This is a genomic window from Pantoea sp. E2023-21 (assembly GCF_051302795.1).
Taxonomy (GTDB): Bacteria; Pseudomonadota; Gammaproteobacteria; order Enterobacterales; family Enterobacteriaceae; genus Pantoea; species Pantoea ludwigii_A.
This window is the reverse complement of sequence record NZ_CP195344.1, coordinates 3,018,559-3,039,066: the sequence shown is the minus strand read 5'-3', so window position 1 is coordinate 3,039,066 and position 20,508 is coordinate 3,018,559. Positions and strand designations below refer to the sequence as shown.

General features: G+C 57.3%; 17 protein-coding genes and 1 riboswitch. Of the genes, 12 read left to right on the top strand and 5 right to left on the bottom strand.

Annotated elements, in window-relative coordinates:
- Positions 1 to 128: 128 nt before the first annotated feature.
- A complete protein-coding gene (locus ACRQ84_RS14310; RefSeq protein WP_483816407.1) occupies positions 129 to 1,031 on the bottom strand; it encodes a GntR family transcriptional regulator in 903 nt (300 codons plus the stop codon).
- A 135-nt stretch (positions 1,032 to 1,166) separates the two neighbouring features.
- Between ACRQ84_RS14310 and ACRQ84_RS14305 the strand changes: the two genes are divergently transcribed.
- From ACRQ84_RS14305 to ACRQ84_RS14295, 3 genes are all read left to right on the top strand, one after another.
- The gene (locus tag ACRQ84_RS14305; protein ID WP_483816406.1) at positions 1,167 to 2,195 is read left to right on the top strand and encodes a zinc-binding alcohol dehydrogenase family protein; all 1,029 of its coding nucleotides are present in this window, start codon (positions 1,167 to 1,169) and stop codon (positions 2,193 to 2,195) included.
- A 146-nt stretch (positions 2,196 to 2,341) separates the two neighbouring features.
- A riboswitch (Fluoride riboswitch) is annotated at positions 2,342 to 2,417 on the top strand.
- Positions 2,418 to 2,507: 90 nt separating this feature from the next.
- Positions 2,508 to 2,885, top strand: a complete 378-nt coding sequence (crcB, locus tag ACRQ84_RS14300; RefSeq protein WP_483816405.1) for a fluoride efflux transporter CrcB — start codon at positions 2,508 to 2,510, stop codon at positions 2,883 to 2,885.
- A 106-nt stretch (positions 2,886 to 2,991) separates the two neighbouring features.
- Positions 2,992 to 3,789: a sugar phosphate isomerase/epimerase family protein gene (locus ACRQ84_RS14295; protein WP_483816404.1), complete on the top strand. Its 798-nt coding sequence runs from the start codon at positions 2,992 to 2,994 to the stop codon at positions 3,787 to 3,789.
- On the opposite strand, the gene ACRQ84_RS14290 is transcribed toward ACRQ84_RS14295, so the two are convergent.
- The gene (locus ACRQ84_RS14290) at positions 3,786 to 4,391 is read right to left on the bottom strand and encodes an alpha/beta hydrolase (RefSeq protein ID WP_483816403.1); all 606 of its coding nucleotides are present in this window, start codon (positions 4,389 to 4,391) and stop codon (positions 3,786 to 3,788) included. The two genes, ACRQ84_RS14295 and ACRQ84_RS14290, sit on opposite strands and share 4 nt — an antisense overlap.
- An 11-nt stretch (positions 4,392 to 4,402) precedes the next feature.
- On the bottom strand, positions 4,403 to 5,344 hold the full coding sequence (locus ACRQ84_RS14285; RefSeq protein WP_064741302.1) for a glutathione S-transferase family protein: 942 nt from the start codon (positions 5,342 to 5,344) through the stop codon (positions 4,403 to 4,405).
- 226 nt (positions 5,345 to 5,570) lie between these two features.
- Between ACRQ84_RS14285 and ACRQ84_RS14280 the strand changes: the two genes are divergently transcribed.
- A complete protein-coding gene (locus ACRQ84_RS14280; RefSeq protein WP_483816402.1) occupies positions 5,571 to 6,695 on the top strand; it encodes a GNAT family N-acetyltransferase in 1,125 nt (374 codons plus the stop codon).
- On the opposite strand, the gene ACRQ84_RS14275 is transcribed toward ACRQ84_RS14280, so the two are convergent.
- A complete protein-coding gene (locus ACRQ84_RS14275) occupies positions 6,692 to 8,524 on the bottom strand; it encodes an ABC transporter ATP-binding protein (RefSeq protein WP_064741300.1) in 1,833 nt (610 codons plus the stop codon). The genes ACRQ84_RS14280 and ACRQ84_RS14275 overlap by 4 nt on opposite strands.
- A gap of 64 nt (positions 8,525 to 8,588) precedes the next feature.
- On the opposite strand from ACRQ84_RS14275, the gene ACRQ84_RS14270 reads away from it, so the two are divergent.
- Positions 8,589 to 9,086, top strand: a complete 498-nt coding sequence (locus tag ACRQ84_RS14270; RefSeq protein ID WP_064741299.1) for a GNAT family N-acetyltransferase — start codon at positions 8,589 to 8,591, stop codon at positions 9,084 to 9,086.
- Between the two features lie 79 nt (positions 9,087 to 9,165).
- Here the strand turns inward: ACRQ84_RS14270 and ACRQ84_RS14265 are convergent, their stop codons facing one another.
- Entirely contained in the window at positions 9,166 to 10,080 is a 915-nt protein-coding gene (locus ACRQ84_RS14265; protein ID WP_483816401.1) for a sugar ABC transporter substrate-binding protein, read from the bottom strand.
- 422 nt (positions 10,081 to 10,502) lie between these two features.
- Here ACRQ84_RS14265 and ACRQ84_RS14260 point away from each other — a divergent pair, with 422 nt between their 5' ends.
- From ACRQ84_RS14260 to kdpD, 7 genes are all read left to right on the top strand, one after another.
- The gene (locus ACRQ84_RS14260) at positions 10,503 to 11,885 is read left to right on the top strand and encodes an MFS transporter (protein WP_483816400.1); all 1,383 of its coding nucleotides are present in this window, start codon (positions 10,503 to 10,505) and stop codon (positions 11,883 to 11,885) included.
- 139 nt (positions 11,886 to 12,024) lie between these two features.
- Complete coding sequence (locus tag ACRQ84_RS14255) at positions 12,025 to 13,188, top strand: HD-GYP domain-containing protein (RefSeq protein ID WP_064741296.1); 1,164 nt, start codon at positions 12,025 to 12,027, stop codon at positions 13,186 to 13,188.
- A gap of 108 nt (positions 13,189 to 13,296) precedes the next feature.
- Positions 13,297 to 13,386 (top strand): K(+)-transporting ATPase subunit F, encoded by a 90-nt coding sequence (gene kdpF, locus ACRQ84_RS14250; RefSeq protein WP_100701897.1) that lies wholly within the window; start codon positions 13,297 to 13,299, stop codon positions 13,384 to 13,386.
- Positions 13,386 to 15,065, top strand: a complete 1,680-nt coding sequence (kdpA, locus tag ACRQ84_RS14245; protein ID WP_483816399.1) for a potassium-transporting ATPase subunit KdpA — start codon at positions 13,386 to 13,388, stop codon at positions 15,063 to 15,065. The genes kdpF and kdpA overlap by 1 nt, the downstream gene beginning before the upstream one ends.
- Before the next feature lie 7 nt (positions 15,066 to 15,072).
- Complete coding sequence (gene kdpB / locus ACRQ84_RS14240; RefSeq protein ID WP_483816398.1) at positions 15,073 to 17,121, top strand: potassium-transporting ATPase subunit KdpB; 2,049 nt, start codon at positions 15,073 to 15,075, stop codon at positions 17,119 to 17,121.
- Between the two features lie 11 nt (positions 17,122 to 17,132).
- Complete coding sequence (kdpC, locus tag ACRQ84_RS14235; protein ID WP_483816397.1) at positions 17,133 to 17,705, top strand: potassium-transporting ATPase subunit KdpC; 573 nt, start codon at positions 17,133 to 17,135, stop codon at positions 17,703 to 17,705.
- Positions 17,706 to 17,794: 89 nt separating this feature from the next.
- On the top strand, positions 17,795 to 20,467 hold the full coding sequence (kdpD, locus tag ACRQ84_RS14230; RefSeq protein WP_483816396.1) for a two-component system sensor histidine kinase KdpD: 2,673 nt from the start codon (positions 17,795 to 17,797) through the stop codon (positions 20,465 to 20,467).
- Positions 20,468 to 20,508 lie beyond the last annotated feature (41 nt).

The following is a 20,508-nucleotide window of genomic DNA, read 5'->3' as shown; positions in this document are numbered from 1 at the left end:
ATCCTGGGGCAGCGAAACGATGCTGCCTCAACGGATTGATGTCGAGACTAGAAGCAATCAGATCGGGATGTTGCGAAGATGTTTCAGATTCGTGCGGGAGCTAATGCTTTGTGGTTTTTAATCGGTTTTTAATTGTACTGACGGATAGAGCGGATCATCGAGGTTTTGGCGGTGCCGAGATGGTTGTGCAGGGCGCACAAGGCTTCGACATCCTGGCGGCTGATCAGCGCGGTGAGAATCGCCATATGCTCCTCCAGCGCCACGATATTGCGTTGCTTAAGATCGGTTTCATCCCATTGATAATGCGAATGAAAAATCACCGAAATGATCTCCAGCGACTGATTAAAAAACGGATTGTTGGCGGCGGAAAGAATCAGCGTGTGCATCTCCTTATCCAGCGCGGCGAAATGGCGATAATTGCTGGCGATGGTGTCGCGCATCGAACGATGGCGATCCAGCAGGTCGCGCGCTTGCATCCAGCGTTCATCCTGCGAGGGCAGATTAAGAAAACGGGTAAGGGCGTGCGTTTCCAGCATTTCACGCAGCTCAAACAGGTTCTCGGCATACTTTTGATCGAACTTCTTCATGCGCCATTGGCCACGCTTCACCGGTTCCAGCAGGTCATAACGCATAAAGCGCAGCAAGAATTCGCGTACCACAATCGGGCTGACTTTCACCTGCTGCACCAGTTGCAGCTCGCTAAAGGTGTCGCCCGGCACCAGCTGGCGCTGATTGATCAGATTGAAAAAGGTCTGCTCAAATTGCAGTGCCTGTTGATCAATTGGCGGCGTCAGGGCGTTAAAACCGTCTTCTTCGCTGGGATCACGCACGATGACGTAGGTTTCATCCACCTTTTCTAGCACGCCGCGCTCATGCAGATGCTGCAAAGTATGGCGCACCGTGGTGCGGCTGATGTTGAACATTTCGGCCAGCGCCGCCTGCGGCGGCAAGGGCGAACGGATATGCCGTTTGGCAATGCCTTCCAGCATTTGGTTAATGACGTTCTGACGTAAGTTCTGGCTGCGGCTCATGCGTGGCTCCGGTTTTTTATCAATTAAAAACCATACAAAGCCCAAAAAAAGCGGTTGGCTTCACAGTTCCCCTCACGCAAAAAGCTGTAATCGACGATTTTCGCCATAACTGCGACAACAGCACAGGAGAAGCCAATGACAACGATGAAAACGCTGGTGGTCGCCGAACCGCGCCAGATGGTATGGCAGCAGCGCGCTAAGCCGACGCCCGCCGCCAATGACGTTCTGATCAAACCCCTCACCGCCGGGATTTGCGGCACCGATATTCACGCCTGGGCCGGAAATCAGCCGTTCTTCAGCTATCCACGCGTATTGGGGCATGAACTGTGTGGCGAAGTGGTGGAACTCGGCAGCGAGGCCAGCGGCTTCAGGCTGGGCCAGCGCGTGGCGCTGATTCCCTATGTTGCCTGCCAGCAGTGCGATGCCTGTTTAAGCGGCAAAACCAACTGCTGCGAAAAGATCTCGGTGATTGGTGTGCATCAGGATGGCGGTTTCTGCGAATTCCTCAGCGTACCAACGAGCAATTTGCTGGCGGTGGATGATGTCGATCCCGAAGCTGCTGCGCTGATTGAACCCTTCGCCATCAGTGCGCATGCGGTGCGTCGTGCGGCAGTCGCGGCAGATGAGCAGGTTTTGGTGGTGGGCGCTGGCCCAATTGGTCTTGGCGTGGCCGCGATTGCGGCGGCGGCGGGCGCAAACGTGGTGGTGGCTGATACCAGCGAGCAGCGGCGTGCGCATGTCGCGCAGAAACTGGGTTTGGCGACGGTGAATCCGTTAGAAGCCGATTTTGAAACGCAGCTAAAAGCGGAGTTTGGCGGACGTTTAGCCGCCAAAGTGATCGATGCCACGGGTAGCCCAGCGGCGATGAACGGGGCGGTGAAACTGATTCGTCACGGCGGCACCATCGTATTCGTTGGCCTGCACAAAGGCGATCTGGTGATCCCGGATATTGAGTTCCACAAAAAGGAAACCACGCTGATGGGCAGCCGCAACGCCACGCTGGAAGATTTCGCTAAAGTGCGCGAACTGATGGCGAACGGGCAGCTTCGTGCCGACATGATGCTCAATCGTCACTATGACTTCTCCACACTGGCCGAGACCTTTGAAGCCGAGGTCATCAATAATCGCGAACTGATTAAGGCCGTGATTCACTTCGAGCGTTGATATTCGCACACACCGTAGCGGCGCAATTTATTGCGCATTTCTGAGTTGGGCGCGCTGCCGCCATTGATATGCGCGATAAATCGCGCCGCTACAGCTGTGTGCCTCTTTCATCATATTGTCTGTATTGCCCAGCCAGCGTATTATCTCCCGCCTAAGGTGATGGCGTGCCACCTTCCCCAACCGCCGTTCTGGTAACAGACGGCTGATGACGCCTGACTACACTCGTATCCCTGCGCGGGAGACGGCGGTGTGTCAGGTGCTCTTCTGTCCTGCCGCGGCCCTGCGCGTAATTTATTTCAGGAGCTACAAACTATGTTGAAGTCGTTACTCGCGGTTGTCGTTGGCGGTGCGGTGGGCTGTTCGCTGCGCTGGTTAATCTCATTACGTTTCAACGCGCTGTTCCCCAATCTGCCGCCGGGCACCTTGATGGTGAATCTGGTGGGAGGCTTTATCATTGGTGCCGCGCTGGCCTTTTTTGTCCGCAACCCCCACATCGATCCCTTCTGGAAATTACTGATTGTTACCGGCTTGTGTGGCGGTTTAACCACGTTTTCTACTTTTTCGGCGGAAATTGTCGGGCTGCTACAATCAGGAAAATACCTTTGGGCGATGTCGAGTGTCATGGTGCATGTGATCGGTTCTCTGCTCATGACCTTTGCCGGTTTTGCTGCGGTAAATCTGCTGGGATAACCGTCACGCTTGAAATAACCACTAAGAGGTAGATACTGATGGCCGTTCTGTGCGTGTGACGCACAGAATTTGTCACCGATTATCCGGACGATTAAGGAGCTGTGTAATGAGTCGTAACCCCAAATTCCTTAACCTGGTGTTGTTAAACGGTGAACCTGAGGAGAAGCTGCGCGCTGCGCATACCGCCGGTTTCGAGCAGGTTGAGATCTGGCGTGAAGATGTGCGGGCCAATACGTTACATCAGGCAATGCAGTTGCAGCTTGGCTTCACTAATGTGCAGGTGCTGCGCGATTTCACCGGCGCTCCGGATCGCGACCGCCAGCAAAAACGCGAAGAGCTGCGCCAGTTTATTCAGATTGCCCAATCTATTGGCTGCGACACCATCCAGGCACCCGCCAGCACGCGCGAAGATTGCGTGGCATCGCGGATTGATGAAGATTTGCGTTGGATGGCGTCGGAAGCCGCGCGCTACAACATGCGCATTATGTATGAGCCGATGGCGTGGTGCAGCGTGGATAACACGCTGCCGCTGGCGTGGGAGCGACTGCAAAGATTGGATCAGCCGAACATCGGTTTAGTGGTCGATTTGTTCCACATTTGCGCGTTAGGCGGCGATGCTTCGCAGCTGGACGGCATTCCCGCCGATCGCATCTATGAAGTGCAGCTGTGCGATATGGCCGAAATGCCGCCGCAGGAAAAGCAGCCGCTCAGCGAGTATGCGCGTCATCAGCGCTTGTTGCCGGGCGATGGCATCATCGAGGTGGAGCGCTTTGTGGATAAGCTGAAAAGCGCCGGTTATCGCGGGCCGGTCGGCATTGAAGTGTTTAACGATGAATTGAAGGCGCAGCCAGCGGACGTGGCTGCGCACAAGGCGTGGCAGGCGTTAACGCGTTACTGGCCTTAATCCTGCAAACATTGGGCAATAAATCCGGCGGCATCCATCGCGCCCTGCGATGAAATGGTGTGGCCGGTGGCCGCTTCATAACGTGCTTCCACCGTTACGCCGGCCTGCAGCAAACGCTGTGTCGCCGATTCGCTCTCGCTAAACGGAATCACATCATCCGCTTTGCCGTGAATCAGCAGCGCGGGCGTGTACGGCTGCGGCGTTAAGGCATCGTCAAACGCCAGACGACCGGCAAATGCCACCACACCAGCCAGCGGATAACGGCCAGACGCCAATGCATCCAGCGCCATGATTGAACCCTGCGAAAAGCCCACCAGAATCACTTTGTCCCACGCGTCCGCCATGTCGTGCTGCGCCATCAGCTGTTGCAGCGTGCTATCAAAGGCCGCGCGCGCTTCACGAACACGTGCCGGACGGTTTTCAGGCGTGATACCCGTCAGGCTAAACCACTGATAACCCATCGCATGTTCAAACGGAAAGGGCGCATTCGGCGAGGCAAAGGCCACATCCGGCAGCAAGCGTGCCCAATGTTCGCCGAGCACCGCCAGATCGTTGCCGTTGCTGCCCACACCATGTAAAAAAATCACTAACGCTTTAGCCATCGCACTGCTCCTTATAAACCGTAGGCCGACATATCCGGGCCAACCGGCACAATGCCGTTGGGATTCAGCGCTTTAATCGAATAATAGCCCTGCTTGATATGATCAATATTGACCGTCTGACGCACGCCAGAGAGGGACAGCATACTCTTCAGATAGCGATCGAGCAGCGGATAGTCACTCAAGCGGCGCAGGTTGCATTTAAACAGGCCGTGGTAGGCGACGTCAAAGCGCACCAGCGTGACGAACAAGCGGATATCCGCTTCGGTTAAGCGCTCGCCGAGCAGGAAAGTACGACCATCCTGCAAGCGCTGCTCCAGCTCATCCAGCTGGCTAAACACATCGTTAAACGCCTGCTGATAACTGACCTGCGTAGTGGCGAAACCGGTGCGATACACGCCGTTATTCAAACGCGGATAGATCGATTCATTCAGCGCATCGATCTCAGCACGCAGATCCTCGGGATAAAGATCGATGCGATCGTCCGCCAGATCGCCGAAACCGCTGTTCAGCATGCGCAAAATATCGGCCGACTCGTTGCTGACGATGGTTTGCGTTTTCTTATCCCACAGCACCGGTACGGTGGCGCGGCCGGTGAAATCAGCATCGGCGCGGGTATAGAGTTCGTGAAGGTATTCGGCGTTGTTCAGCCAGTCACGATCGGCGCCAGGATAGTCACCAAAGTGCCAGCCTTGCGCGCCGAGCTGCGGCTCAACTACCGACACGCTGATCGCCTTCTCCAATCCCTTCAGGCTACGCGCCAGCAGCGTGCGCGAGGCCCACGGACAAATCAGCGCTACATAAAGGTGATAGCGATCCGGCTCGGCGGCAAATTCGCTGGAACCATCAGCCGTGATCCAGTGACGGAAACTTGAGGTCTGGCGTACAAATCCGCCTTGTTTATCGGTGGCTTGCACCGGATGCCACTCTGCACTCCATTTACCGTTAACCAACATTGCATTGCTCCTCTAAAGTGATGAAGAGAGCATACAGTGCTGCTGTTTTGGTGATAATCAGGGCAAAATGGCTTTCATTTTTTCCATTTTGGAATTAGTTGGTCAGTATGAAGGACGCTCTTTTTCCCGATTGCCCCGCGACTACGCATTCAGTGCGCTGCACCTTTTCCCGCGCGGGAAAACCTGTTGAACTAGACTTTTGCTTTCACCTGGCCGGGAGCCGTGAATGTCTTTGCTTCATCTGTCGTCGCTGGCGGAGATTGCCGCCGCCGAATGGGATGCGCTGTTACCTGACGATCAACCGTTTTTACGCCACGCTTTTCTCTTGTCACTTGAAGAGAGCGGCAGCGTGCGGCCTGAAAACGGCTGGCAGCCCGATCACCTGCTGTGGCGTGAAAACGGCACCGTGTGCGCGGCGCTGCCGGGCTATCGTAAACGCCACTCGCGCGGGGAATATGTGTTTGACCACGCGTGGGCGGATGCCTGCCAACGGGCGGGCATTCCTTATTATCCGAAATGGCTGGGCGCGATTCCGTTCAGTCCGGTGACCGGCGCGCGTTTGCTGGGCGATGAGCCGGCCGTGCTGAAACTGCTCAGCGCGCTGCCAGATAATCTTTTCGAGCACGGCCTCAGCGGCGCGCACATCAACTTCACCACGCCGTTCGCTAACCACATTATGCAGCAGCAGCCGGAATGGCTGGAACGCCTTGGTTTGCAGTATCACTGGCACAACAAAGGCTACCGCGATTTCCAGGATTTCCTCGATACGCTGATGTCGCGCAAACGCAAACAGCTGCGCAAAGAGCGTGAACAGGTGATGAGCAGCGGCTTTGAATTCACCTGGTATCGCGGCGATGAGCTGCGCGAAGATCAGTGGGATTTCGTTTACACCTGTTACGCCAATACCTATGCAGTGCGCGGTCAGCGACCGTATCTGACGCGCCACTTCTTTAGCCTGTTGGCCGCGCGCATGCCGCGTTCGATTCGCGTGGTGATCTCCACGCTACAGGGGCAACCGGCAGCGATGGCGTTCTGCTTAGTGGATGGCGACACGCTGTATGGTCGTTATTGGGGCTGTCTGGCGGAGTTTGATCGTCTGCATTTTGAAACCTGCTTCTATCAGGGCATGGATTTTGCCATTGCGGAGGGTTTGCAGCGTTTTGATGCCGGCGCGCAGGGCGAACACAAGCTGGTGCGCGGCTTTGAGCCGCACATCACGCACTCGTGGCACTATTTGTGTCACCCCGGTTTACGCGATGCGGTGGCAGATTTTCTGCTGCAGGAACGAGAGGGCGTGCGCGCCTGGGCCATTGAAGCGCGCGACGCCCTGCCGTATCGACGCGGTGATTAATCCGCGCCGACAAAACCGCCGGTCTGATGCTGCCACAGGCGCGCGTACAAGCCGCCGTGCGCCAGCAGTTCGCGGTGGTTGCCCATCTCGACAATCTGCCCTTTTTCCAGCACCACCAGACGATCCATTTTGGCGATGGTAGAAAGACGGTGCGCGATGGCAATCACCGTTTTGCCCTGCATCAGCGTTTCCAGGCTCTCCTGAATCGCCGCTTCCACCTCGGAATCCAGCGCGGAAGTGGCTTCATCCATGATCAGAATCGGCGCATCTTTCAGCAGCACCCGCGCGATGGCAATACGCTGACGTTGACCGCCCGACAGCTTCACGCCGCGCTCGCCAACGTGCGCATCCAAACCGGTGCGGCCCTGCGGATCGGAGAGCAGCGGAATAAACTCGTCGGCGCGCGCGCGGATAATCGCCGTCTGCAACTCCTCTTCCGTCGCGTCTGGACGACCATACAGCAGGTTTTCGCGAATTGAGCGGTGCAGCAGCGATGTGTCCTGCGTGATCATGCCGATCTGCCCGCGCAGACTCTCTTGCGTCACTTCGGCGATGTTGTGATCGTCGATCACAATGCGGCCACTGTTGATGTCATACAGTCGCAGCAGCAGATTCACTAAGGTGGACTTACCGGCGCCGGAAGGGCCAATCAAGCCGATTTTCTCCCCCGGCTTGATGTTGAGATTGAGGCGATTAATGACCTGGCGGCTGCCGCCGTAATCAAAACGCACATCTTCAAAGCGGATCTGGCCATGGGTCACCTGCATCTTCTTCGCATTCGGCTCATCCTGTACGCTCAACGGCTGCGCAATGGTGTTCAGGCCATCCTGTACCATGCCGATGTTCTCAAAGATGCCGTTCACCACCCACATGATCCAGCCGGACATATTGACCAGACGGATTACCAAACCGGTCGCCAGCGCAATCGCCCCGACGCTGATCAGCGACTGACTCCACAACCACAGCGCCAGCGCCGAGGTGCTGACAATCAGCAGACCATTCAGCGTGGAGAGCGTGATATCCATCGTCGTCACCATGCGGCTGGCGTGCTGGGTTTTATCGGTTTGCTCCTGAATCGCTTCACGCGCGTAACGTTTTTCCAGATCGTTATGGGAGAACAGTTTGATGGTGGCGATGTTGGTGTAGCCATCGACGATGGTACCCATCAGTTTGGAGCGCGCTTCCGATGACACCACCGACCGCTGTTTGACGCGCGGTACAAAGAAACTCAGCGACACGCTATAAGCCACCAGCCAAATCACCAGCGGAATCATTAAGCGCCAGTCGGCTTCGGCGAACAGTACCAGCGAGGTTACCGCATAAATCACCACGTGCCAGATGGCATCCACCAGCTGCACCGCTGAATCACGCAGTGAGTTACCGGTTTGCATAATGCGCTGGGCGATGCGCCCGGCAAAATCGTTCTGGAAGAAGTTCAGGCTTTGACGCAGCACGTAGTTATGATGCTGCCAGCGGATCATGCTGGTCATACTGGGGTTAATGCTTTGATGCACCAGCATATCGTGTGCGGCAATCACAATGGGCCGCAGAATCATCGCCACAAATCCCATCCACAGTAGCGTCGGCCAGTTATCGCTGAACAGCGTGGCGGGCGTGGAGTGATTCACCAGATCGATGATACGGCTGAGATAGCTGAACAGTGCCACTTCGATCAGCGCCTGCGCCAGACCGACAATCAGCAGCGCGACAAAGCTTGGCCACACCTGACGCAGATAATAGAAGTAGAAGGGCCAGACGCTAGCGGGCGGTGAATCGGTTGGCGCATCCTGGAAAATATTGATAAAACGTTCAAAACGGCGATACAACATAGAGTCACTCTTCCCAAATTGGTGAGAGTTAACAGCTTAGTGCAAGTGAAAAGGGATTACCGACATGGATTTACACATTCGCGGTCGCGAACCGGGCGATGCCGCCGCCTACCAACGCCTTTATAGCCATCCTGAGGTTTATCGCTGGACCACGCAGCTGCCGTGCCCCAGCGTGGCCACCTGGCAGAAAAAATTCGAGAAGATGGATGAGCTGGGTTATATCGGCTTTGTGGCGGAAATCGAGGGCGCGATGGTCGGTGAACTGACGTTGTTTGTTGAGCAGCGCCCGCGTACGCGCCACAGCATCAGTTTTGGTATCAGCGTCGATCCGGCCTTTGGCGGGCGCGGCATTGGTGAAAAGCTGATCCGTAACGCGATGGATTACGCCTTTAACTGGCTCGGCATTATGCGCATTGAGCTGGAAGTGTTCCACGATAACGAACGCGCGCTGCGCCTGTATCAAAAGCTGGGCTTCGAGCGCGAAGGCGTGAAGCGTAAGGCGTGCCTGCGCGACGGCGAATATCACGATATCGTGCAGATGGCGCAGCTAAAAACTGAATGATTTTGCGCAATAAATTGCGCCGCTACAGAGTCATTGCACGCATTCGTAGCGGCGCGATTTATCGCGCGAAGTTAACCTGTCATTGACTCTTTTCAACGTACTTCTGCATATTCTCTTTGGTCACCAGCTCGAACGGGATCCACACGTGTGAGTCGACTTTCTCGCCTTTGATCAGCTTCTGCGCCACATCTACCGATGTCTTGCCCTGGCCAACCGCATCCTGGAACACCGTGACCTGAATTTTGTCCTGCGACAGCGCTTTCAGGCCGTCTGGCGTGGCATCAATGCCGCCAATCAGCACCTTTTTATTGCTTTTAGCCAGCGCCATTGCCGCACCAATCGCCATCTCATCGTTGTTAGCCGCCACGATATCAATCGCTTCATCGTTGCCCAGCCAGTTATTCATTAAATCCATGCCTTCGTTGCGCGCGTAATTGGCGGGCTGTTTCTGTACCACTTGCATGCCGGGATATTTCGCCACCACCTGCTCAACGTCTTTAGTGCGTTGCAGCGCACCGGCATCGGTCAGGTTCCCAATCATGATCGCCACGTTGCCTTTGAAGTTAGCCATTTTCGCTAATGCTTCCATCTGCAAGGTGCCGGATTCACGCTCGTCGGAGCCAACAAACACCACGCCGGCCGGCAGCGATTTATCGCCCGGCGTGCGATTCACATACACCAACGGAATTTTGGCCTGCTGCGCCAGCTTGGTCAGCTGCGGCGTGCTGGCAGAATCGACCGGATCAACGATGATGGCATCCACGCCCGCACCGATAAAACTTTGCACCTGATCGGTCTGACGTCCAACGTCACCGCGTGCATCTTCAAACTGAATGTCGAGTCCGCGCGCTTTGGCTTCTTTATCAATCGACTGGCGAATAATGGTGAGGAAATTTTGATCGAAATAGGCCATCGAGACGCCAATTTTTTCCGCCAGTGCTGAGGCTGAGGTTGAGAGCAGGCCGAGCAACACCATCGCCTTGAAGGTTTTCATCGCAGACTCCAGAGTAAGCTGATTATTAGAATGAACGTTTCATTGATATTTAAAATGGATCAATGAAATCATTTTTAGCCTACGAGCCCGCCATGCGGCTGACAATCAGCAAGGATGGATTTTGCTGCTAAGCGCACACTTTGCTCGCGGGTGGGCTTTCTGTTCGCGCGCTCATAGTTGCGCTGTGAAGGATTTTCTTAGAGTTGGCGCACACTGCAGTGCAAACGCACGCTGATATTTAGTGTTCTGTGCGGCGCCGCACCTCGAGTTGTGCCAGTTACCAAATCTATTGCTATTTCGCTTCGCCGATTCCTCCAATCGCACAATGACCGCGCCTGAAGCTGCTTCCTATAGTTGCTAATCAATGGAAATAAAGCGGTATTCCTGCAAGACATCTCGCGCTTCATTTGAGGAATCAGCCCATGCAAAAAGCCAAACATCGCCCACAGAACAGCCACGTACGCGTAGGGATCTTAGGCTTGATCCTGTTTCTTTCCGTGGTGGCGTATGCCGACCGTTCGATCCTGTCGATCTCGGGATCGGCGATCAAAGATGAGTTCGGGCTATCGGCGATCCAGCTTGGCCTGATCCTGTCAGCATTTAGCTGGGCCTATGTGATCGGCCAGATCCCCGGCGGACTGTTTCTCGATCGCTTCGGTACCAAAAAAGTGTATGGCGTGACGCTGGCGCTGTGGTCGATCTCCACCTTGCTAATGGGCTTTGTCGGCGAGTTCTCCAGCGGCATAACCATGGCGCTGACGCTGATGTTTGCGCTGCGCTTCGCGCTGGGGCTGATTGAGGCGCCGAGTTTTCCCGCCAATGCGCGCGCGGTAATCATGTGGTTCCCGAGCGCCGAGCGCGGCCGCGCCTCTTCACTCTTCGCCTCGGCGCAATATTTTGCCGTCGCCATCTTCTCACCGCTGTCAGGCTGGCTGGTGTCGCGTTTCGGCTGGGAATGGCCGTTCTTTGTGCTGGGCGGCATTGGCGTGCTGGCGGTATTTGTGTGGATGGGCTTTATGCGCAGCCCGCGCCACCATCCGCAGGTATCGGACGCGGAGCTGCGCTATATCGAGCAGGGCGGTGCGCTGGTGGATATCGATTCGGCGCAAACGTTGAAAGCGCGTCCGCCGTTGAGCAAAGCGATGTTCAAAAAGCTGCTCAGCAACCGCATGCTGTGGTGCGCCTATATCGGCCAATACTGCACCATCGCGCTGAGCTATTTCTTCATCACCTGGTTCCCGATTTATCTGGTGCAGGCGCGCGGTATGAACATTATGGATGCCGGTTTTGCCACCATCGCACCGGCACTATTCGGCTTTCTTGGCGGTATCAGCGGCGGTTATATCTCCGATAAGCTGTTGGCGAATGGCTGGAGTCTTTCCTGGGCGCGTAAAGCGCCGTACATCGTCGGCATGCTGATGGCGGCGTCGTTGATTCTGGCGGCGATCATTCCCAGCAATGTCGGCATTATCGCCATTATGTCGTTCGCTTTCTTTGGTAAGGGCGTGGCGGCGGGTGCTGGAACCTGGACCATTGTCAGCGATACTGCGCCGAAAGAAGCTGTTGGCCTGGCGGGCGCAATCTTCAATGGCATCGGCAATATGGCCGGTTTTATCACGCCGCTGCTGTTCGGCATCATCGTCGGCTTAACCGGCAGCTACAGCATCGGGTTAGTGTTTGTCGGTGCGCACTGCGTGGTCGCCGCACTGTTGTTCCTGCTGGTGATGGGGCCGATAGAGCGTGTTGGCGAGGAGCAGGATGTCTCAAGCCAGGTCGCCATGAATGGCGACCCTACAACCCCATAGGAAAGCCCGCACTGTCGTAGGGTGCGCATTTATGCGCACCCATTTCGCAATCCTCACCAATCGCACAAATCCACTCTGAAGGTTTTTTGCTCAGCTGCCGATACCTCCTTACCATCCACTGATATTAAGGAGCGATATCGTGATAAAGCTGATTAACGTTGACGAATTGCGGCAGGGCATGTTTATCCACAAACTGGAGGTTTGGTGGGTAAAGGATAAGCGCATTCGCAACCAAATGCTGATCACTGATAAACGCCAGATCGCGATGATCCACGCTGAGGGGATCCTGCAGTTATGGATCGATCTCGACAAATCGGTTCAGGCACCTGCTGCGCCTGCGCCGAAAAAAGATATGCCGAAAACCCCCTTTTTCCTGGAGATGGATCAGGCACAAAGCATCTTCAATCAGGGGAAAACGCAAGTGCTGGCGATGTTTAACGAGGCGCGCATGGGGCAGGGCCTCGACCTCGATTACACTCTTGATCTGGTCGATCAAATTGCCGGTTCGATCACGCGTGAACCTACGGCGCTGCTGAGCGTGGCGCGGCTGAAAAATCACGACGATTACACTTATCTGCACTCGATGGCGGTGTGTGGCTTGATGATCTCGCTCGGCAAAAAAATGGGCCTCGATGAACATCAGCTGCGGCGCGTTGGTATGGGCGGTTTGCTGCACGATGTGGGTAAAGCGGCGGTACCGCTGGAGATTCTTAACAAACCCGGCAAGCTCAGCGATGAAGAGTTCACTGTGATGCGTCAGCATCCGATTGTGGGCGCACAGATACTGATGGAAGCGAACGCCGGTGAAGATCTGCTGGATATCGCGCTGCATCACCATGAGAAATATGACGGCAACGGCTATCCGCATGGTCTGAAAGGCGATGAAATTTCGCTCTATGCGCGCATGGCATCGGTGTGCGACGTCTATGATGCCGTCACGTCAAATCGCCCTTATCGCAAAGGCTGGACACCCGCCGAAGCGATGCACAACATGCTGAGCTGGCGTGGGCATTTCGATAACACCTTGCTGCACGCCTTCGTGCGTACCATCGGCATCTATCCGGTCGGATCGCTGGTGCGACTGGCATCTGGCCGCGTGGCGCTGGTGGTGCAGGCGGGTGAAAAATCGCTGTTGAAGCCTAAAGTTCACGTATTTTGGTCGCTGCACGGCCAGCGTGAAGTAAAACCGGAAGTGCTCGATCTCGGCGATAGCTTTTGTACCGATAGCATTACCGGCGCGGAAGACAGCGGATTGTGGCAGAACATCGATTTGAATCGTATCTGGGCGTTAGAAAGCGCCTAATTCTTCACCATTTTTATACTTTCTTTACGCCAGCTTCCTGCCTTTTTACCTCTTCTTTATACCGCGCCGCGCATGCTTGCAGCACTACCAAATCCTCTGGAGGTTGCTGTGAGCGTGGGCGTGATAGCTGGCATTGTGCTGGTGTTTATTCTTCTGGGCTACCTGATTTATGCCCTGCTTAATGCGGAGGCGTTCTGATGGCTGCGAATGCATTCTTGCTGATTGCGGTGTTCCTGCTGGCGCTGATGGTGCTGGCCCAACCGCTGGGACGTTACCTCGCCCTGTTTGTGGCCGACAAGCCGCTGCTGCCGCGCACGGAACGCGTATTATGGCGACTGGCCGGTGCTGACGGGGCAGCGATGCGCTGGCCGCATTATCTGCTGGCGATCCTGCTGTTTAACGCGCTCGGTTTTATTTTGCTGCTGCTGATCTTGATGTCGCAGGCCGCGCTGCCGCTCAACCCACAACACTTACCGAATCTGAACTGGGATTTGGCGCTCAATACCGCCATCAGCTTCGTCACCAACACCAACTGGCAATCCTACGCTGGCGAAAGCACGCTGAGCTATTTCAGTCAGATGGCGGGCCTCACGGTGCAGAACTTCCTGTCGGCGGCGACCGGCATCGCGGTGGCGTTTGCGCTGATTCGTGGCTTCGCCAACCGTTCACTGGCCACGCTCGGCAATGCGTGGCGTGACCTGACGCGCATTACCGTTTACGTGCTGCTGCCAATCAGCGTGGTTGTCGCGCTGTTCTTCGTGAGTCAGGGCAGCATTCAAACCTTCGAACCTTACCATGCGCTCACCACGCTGGAAGGTGCGCAGCAGACGTTGCCGCTCGGCCCGGTGGCGTCGCAGGAAGCGATCAAAATGCTCGGCACTAACGGCGGCGGTTTCTTCAACGTCAACTCCGCGCATCCGTTCGAAAACCCGACGGCGCTGACCAATTTCGTGCAGATGCTGAGCATCTTCCTGATTCCGGCGGCGCTCTGTTTCACCTTTGGTCAGCATCTGGGCGATCGTCGTCAGGGCCACATGCTGCTGTGGGCAATGACCATCATGTTCGTGCTGGCGGTCATTACCGTGATGTGGGCCGAACTGCGCGGTAATCCGCACTTCCTCGCGCTCGGTGCGGACAGCGCCATCAACATGGAAGGCAAGGAGACGCGCTTCGGCATCCTTAACTCCAGCCTGTTTGCGGTTATCACTACCGCTGCATCGTGCGGTGCGGTTAACGCCATGCATGATTCCTTCACCGCGCTTGGCGGCATGGTGCCGATGTGGTTGATGCAGCTGGGTGAAGTGGTGTTTGGCGGCGTCGGTGCAGGCCTGTACGGCATGCTGCTGTTCGTGCTGCTCGGCGTGTTTATCGCCGGGTTGATGATCGGTCGCACACCTGAGTACATGGGCAAAAAGATCGACGTGTGGGAGATGAAGATGACCGCGCTGGCGATTCTGGTGACGCCGACGCTGGTGCTGCTGGGTACTGCGCTGGCGATGATGACCGACGCCGGACGCGCCGGCATGGCCAATCCGGGCATTCACGGCTTTAGCGAAGTGCTGTATGCGGTGTCATCGGCGGCCAACAACAACGGCAGCGCCTTTGCCGGACTGAGCGCCAACACGCCGTTCTGGAACCTGCTGCTGGGCTTATGCATGTTGGTGGGGCGCTTCGGCATCATCATTCCGGTGCTGGCGATTGCCGGTTCGCTGGCGGCGAAGAAAATTCAGCCGGTGGGCAACGGCACGCTGCCAACACACGGTCCGCTGTTTATCGCGCTGCTGATTGGCACCGTCTTGCTGGTGGGCGCATTGACGTTCATCCCCGCGCTGGCACTGGGCCCGGTCGCGGAACATCTGCAATTAATTCAGGGATAACGGAATCATGAGTCGTCAACAACTGGCGCTGTTTGATGCGGCGCTCACTCGCGTTGCCATGCTGGATGCGCTGAAAAAACTCGATCCGCGCGTGCAGTTCCGCAACCCGGTGATGTTTTTGGTGTGGATCGGCAGCGTACTGACCTCGGTATTGGCGGTTGGCATGGCCATCGGATCACTCAGTGGCAATGCGGGCTTTACCGGCGGCGTCGCCATCTGGCTATGGTTTACCGTGCTGTTTGCTAACTTCGCCGAAGCGCTGGCAGAAGGGCGCAGCAAGGCGCAGGCCAACAGCCTGAAAGGCATCAGCAAAACCAGCGATGCGAAAAAACTGGCCGAAGCGCGCTACGGCGCAGCGTGGCACAACGTTGCCGCCGATACGCTGCGTAAAGGCGATGTGGTGCTGGTGGAAGCCGGTGACATCATCCCGTGCGACGGCGAAGTGCTGGAGGGCGGCGCATCGGTGGATGAGAGCGCGATCACCGGTGAATCTGCACCGGTGATTCGTGAATCCGGCGGGGATTTCTCCTCGGTAACCGGCGGCACGCGCATTCTGTCCGACTGGCTGGTGATTCAGTGCAGCGTCAATCCGGGCGAAACCTTCCTCGACCGCATGATTGCGATGGTTGAAGGCGCGAAACGCCGTAAAACGCCGAACGAAGTGGCGCTGACCATTCTGCTGGTGTCGCTGACGATTGTGTTCCTGCTGGCAACCGCCACGTTGTGGCCGTTTTCGGCCTACGGCGGCTCGCCGGTCAGCATCACGGTACTGGTGGCGCTGTTGGTATGCCTGATTCCAACCACCATCGGCGGCCTGCTATCGGCCATCGGTGTGGCAGGCATGAGCCGCATGCTGGGCGCCAACGTCATTGCCACCAGCGGCCGCGCGGTGGAAGCGGCGGGCGACGTCGATGTGCTGATGCTGGATAAAACCGGCACCATCACGCTCGGTAACCGTCAGGCGACGCAGTTCCTGCCCGCGCCGGGCGTCAGCGAACAGCAACTGGCGGATGCGGCGCAGCTGGCGTCGCTGGCTGATGAGACGCCGGAAGGGCGCAGCATCGTGGTGCTGGCGAAGCAGAAATTTAACCTGCGCGAACGCGATCTGAGCAGCATGGGCGCAAGTTTTATTCCTTTCTCTGCGCAAACGCGTATGAGCGGCGTCAATGTGCAGGATCGGCTGATCCGCAAAGGCGCGGTCGATGCGGTGCGTCGCCACATTGAAGCCAATCAGGGCCGTTTCCCAACGGAAGTGAATGCCGCCGTTGAAGAGGTGGCGCGCGCCGGCGGCACGCCGCTGGTGGTGGCCGAAGGCGCGCAGGTGTTGGGCGTGGTGGCGCTGAAAGATATCGTTAAAGGCGGCATCAAAGAGCGTTTTGCTGAGCTGCGCAAGATGGGCATCAAAACGGTGATGATTACCGGCGATAACCCGTTAACCGCCGCGGCCATTGCGGCGGAAGCGGGCGTTGATGATTTCCTGTCGGAAGCTACGCCGGAAGCCAAGCTGGCGCTGATTCGTCAGTATCAGGCGGAAGGGCGCTTAGTGGCGATGACCGGCGACGGCACCAACGATGCGCCAGCGCTGGCGCAGGCTGATGTCGCGGTGGCGATGAACTCCGGGACGCAGGCGGCGAAAGAGGCCGGTAACATGGTCGATCTCGACTCGAATCCGACCAAGCTGTTGGAAGTGGTCCACATCGGTAAACAGATGCTGATGACGCGCGGTTCGCTCACCACCTTCAGTATCGCCAACGACGTGGCGAAGTATTTCGCCATTATTCCGGCTGCGTTTGCCGCTACCTATCCGCAGCTCAACATGCTCAACGTGATGGGGCTGCATTCGCCGAATTCGGCAATTCTGTCGGCGGTGATTTTTAACGCGCTGGTGATTGTGTTCCTGATTCCGCTGGCGCTGAAAGGCGTCAGTTATCGTCCGCTGAGTGCCGCGGCATTGCTCCGTCGCAACCTGTGGATTTATGGCGCGGGCGGATTGGTGGTGCCGTTTATTGGGATTAAAGCCATCGACCTGCTGCTGACGCTGCTTGGCTTGGCTTGAGGAGAAGAGAAATGAGTCAGTTACGTCCGGCTATTGTATTGTTAATACTGCTTACGCTACTCACCGGCGCGGTCTATCCGCTGCTGACGACGGGTCTGGCGCAGTGGTGGTTCCCGTCACAGGCGAACGGTTCGCTGATTGAACAGAATGGCGCGGTGCGCGGCTCTGAACAGATCGGCCAGGCATTCAGCCAGCCAGGACACTTTTGGGGCCGACCTTCCGCTACCGGTGATGCGCCTTATAATGCGCAGGCCTCCAGCGGCAGCAACCTGGCGGGCAGCAATCCGGCACTGGATAAAGCGGTGGCGGAACGTGTTGCCGCACTGCGCGCGGCCAATCCGCAAGCGCCTAAAGCGGTGCCGGTGGAGTTGGTGACCGCGTCGGCGAGCGGATTAGACCCGGACATTTCGCCAGAAGCCGCGTTGTGGCAGGCACCGCGTATCGCCGCCGCGCGCAACATGAAGCTCGGTGATGTTGAGGCGCTGATTGCGCGCCACACCGAACGCCCGCTGCTACCGTTTGTCGGCGAAGAGACGGTAAATGTATTGCGTCTGAATCTGGCGCTGGATGATTTGCAAGGATAAACATATCGCGCAATAAATTGCGCCGCTACGGTATGTGCACGTACTTGTAGCGGCGCGATTTATCGCGCGGTTTTTACAATGGACGATCGATGAACGACGACATGTCTCGCCCCGATCCCGATGCACTGCTGCTGAACCACAGCGACAGCCATCGCGGTAAGCTGAAAATCTACTTCGGTGCCTGTGCGGGCGTGGGGAAAACCTTCGCCATGTTGCAGGAGGCGCAACGGCTGCGCGCGCACGGCCTTGATGTACTCGCTGGCGTGGTGGAAACCCACGACCGCGAAGAGACCGCCGCGCTGCTCCACGGCCTGGCGCTGTTGCCGCGTCGCGCCACCGGGCGTTCGCGCCATGCCGAATTCGATCTCGATGCGGCGCTGGCGCGCCATCCAGCGGTGATCCTGATGGATGAACTGGCGCACACCAACGTGCAGGGTTCACGCCATCCCAAGCGCTGGCAGGATATTGAAGAGTTGCTCGAGGCGGGCATCGACGTCATTACCACCGTCAACGTCCAGCATCTGGAGAGCCTGAATGATGTGGTGGGCGGCGTCACCGGTATTCAGGTGCGCGAAACCGTGCCCGATCCGTTCTTCGATAGCGCCGACGAAGTGGTACTGGTGGATCTGCCGCCAGACGATCTGCGTCAGCGGCTAAAAGAGGGCAAAGTCTACGTCGGCGACCGCGCCGAACGCGCCATCGAAAACTTCTTCCGCAAGGGCAATCTGTTCGCGCTGCGTGAACTGGCGCTGCGCCGCACCGCCGATCGCGTGGACGACCAGATGCGCGCCTGGCGCGATCGGCAAGGCAAAGAAAAGGTCTGGCACACGCGTGATGCCATTCTGCTGTGCATCGGCGACGATACCGGCAGTGAAAAGCTGGTGCGCACCGCCGCGCGGCTGGCGGCTCGGCTCGGCAGCGCATGGCACGCGGTGTACGTGGAAACGCCGCGCCTTAATCGGCTACCGGAAGCGCGGCGGCGCGCCATTTTGCGCACGCTGCAGCTGGCGCAGGAACTCGGTGCTGAAACCGCCACGCTCTCCGATCCCGATGAAGCGCGCGCGGTGCTGCGCTATGCGCGTGAGCACAATCTCGGCAAAATCGTTACCGGTCGCCAGCCCCAGCGGCGCTGGCGGCGCGACAGTTTTGCCCAGCGTCTCGGCGAACTCGGGCCGGATCTCGATTTGTTGGTGGTTGCGCTGGACGAACCGGTGCGCGATGCGCCGCATCCGCTCAGCGGCCAACGCGGCAGCAGCGAAAAATGGCGGCTGTACTTACGCGGCTGTTTGATGGCGCTGCTGCTGTGTATTTTGGTCACGACGGTGGGCCGCTGGCTGCTGGTAGCGTTTGATCCTGCTAACAGCGTGATGATTTATCTGCTGGCGGTGGTGCTGGTGGCGCTGCGCTATGGTCGCTGGCCGTCGGTGTTCGCCACGGTGATCAACATCATTGCTTTCGACCTGTTTTTTGTCGCGCCGACCGGCACCGTGGCGGTATCGGATTTGCAGTATCTGGTGACCTTCGCGGTGATGCTGGCGGTGGGCGTGATAGTCGGGAATCTCACTGCGGGCGTGCGCTATCAAGCCAAAGTGGCGCGCTATCGTGAACAGCGCGCGCGGCATCTGTATGAGATGGCGAAAGCGCTCGGCAGCGACCTGACGCCGCAGGATATCGCCACCACCAGCCAGCGCATCATCGATGTCACCCTGCAGGCGCGCAGTTTGCTGCTGCTGCCGGATGAGCAGGGCGAGCTGCAAACCGTGGGCGATACCGCGATTGGCACGCCGCCGGATCTCGCCATCGCCAAGTGGAGTTTCAGTAAAGGCCAACCGGCGGGCGCGGGCACCGATACTTTGCCGGCGGTGCCGTACCAGATTCTGCCGCTAAAAAGTGGCCATCACTGTCGCGGTTTACTGGTGGTGGAACCGGAAAACTTGCGCCAACTGATGATTCCCGAGCAGCAGCGTTTACTGGAAACCTTCACCGTATTGATTGCCAATGCGCTGGAACGTATGGCGCTGTCGCACAGTGAAGCGGCATCGCGGCTGGCCGCCGAACGTGAGCAGCTGCGCAATGCGCTGCTGTCGGCGCTGTCGCACGACCTGCGCACGCCGTTAACGGTGCTGTTTGGTCAGGCGGAGATGCTGATGCTCGATCTCGCCAGCGAAGAGTCGAAGTATGTCGGGCAGGCCAATCAGATTCGCGAACAGACGCTGAGCACCATCCGGCTGGTGAGTAACATGCTGGATATGGCGCGCATTCAATCTGGCGGACTCAATTTGCGTGAAGAGTGGGTGGCGCTGGATGAGGTGATCGGCGGCGCGCTAAGCAGCATGGGCCCGTTGTTGAAAGGCCATGATTTTATTCTCGATTTGCCAGAGATGGTGCTGATCAAAGGCGACAGCGCCATGCTGGAGCGCGTGTTTACCAATCTGATTGAAAACAGCCTGAAATACGCGGGCAATGCAGCGCAGCACGGTATTCGTGCCTGGCGCGATCGCGATCGGCTGGAGATTGCGGTGTGGGACAGCGGGCCCGGCATCGCGCCCGACAATCTCACGCGCATTTTTGACAAGTTTGCACGCGGCGATAAAGAGTCGGCGGTGCCGGGCGTGGGATTGGGACTGGCGATCGGTAAAACCATTATTGAATCCCATCGCGGGCGCATCTGGGCGGAGAATCGGCCGGAAGGCGGCGCGGTGTTTCGTTTGTCATTACCGCTACCCGCAGCGCCTGAAATTTCTGAAGAAGGGCTGAAATAACTTCACATAAGTTCGGTTATACTCGCCCACTTGTCTGTTGA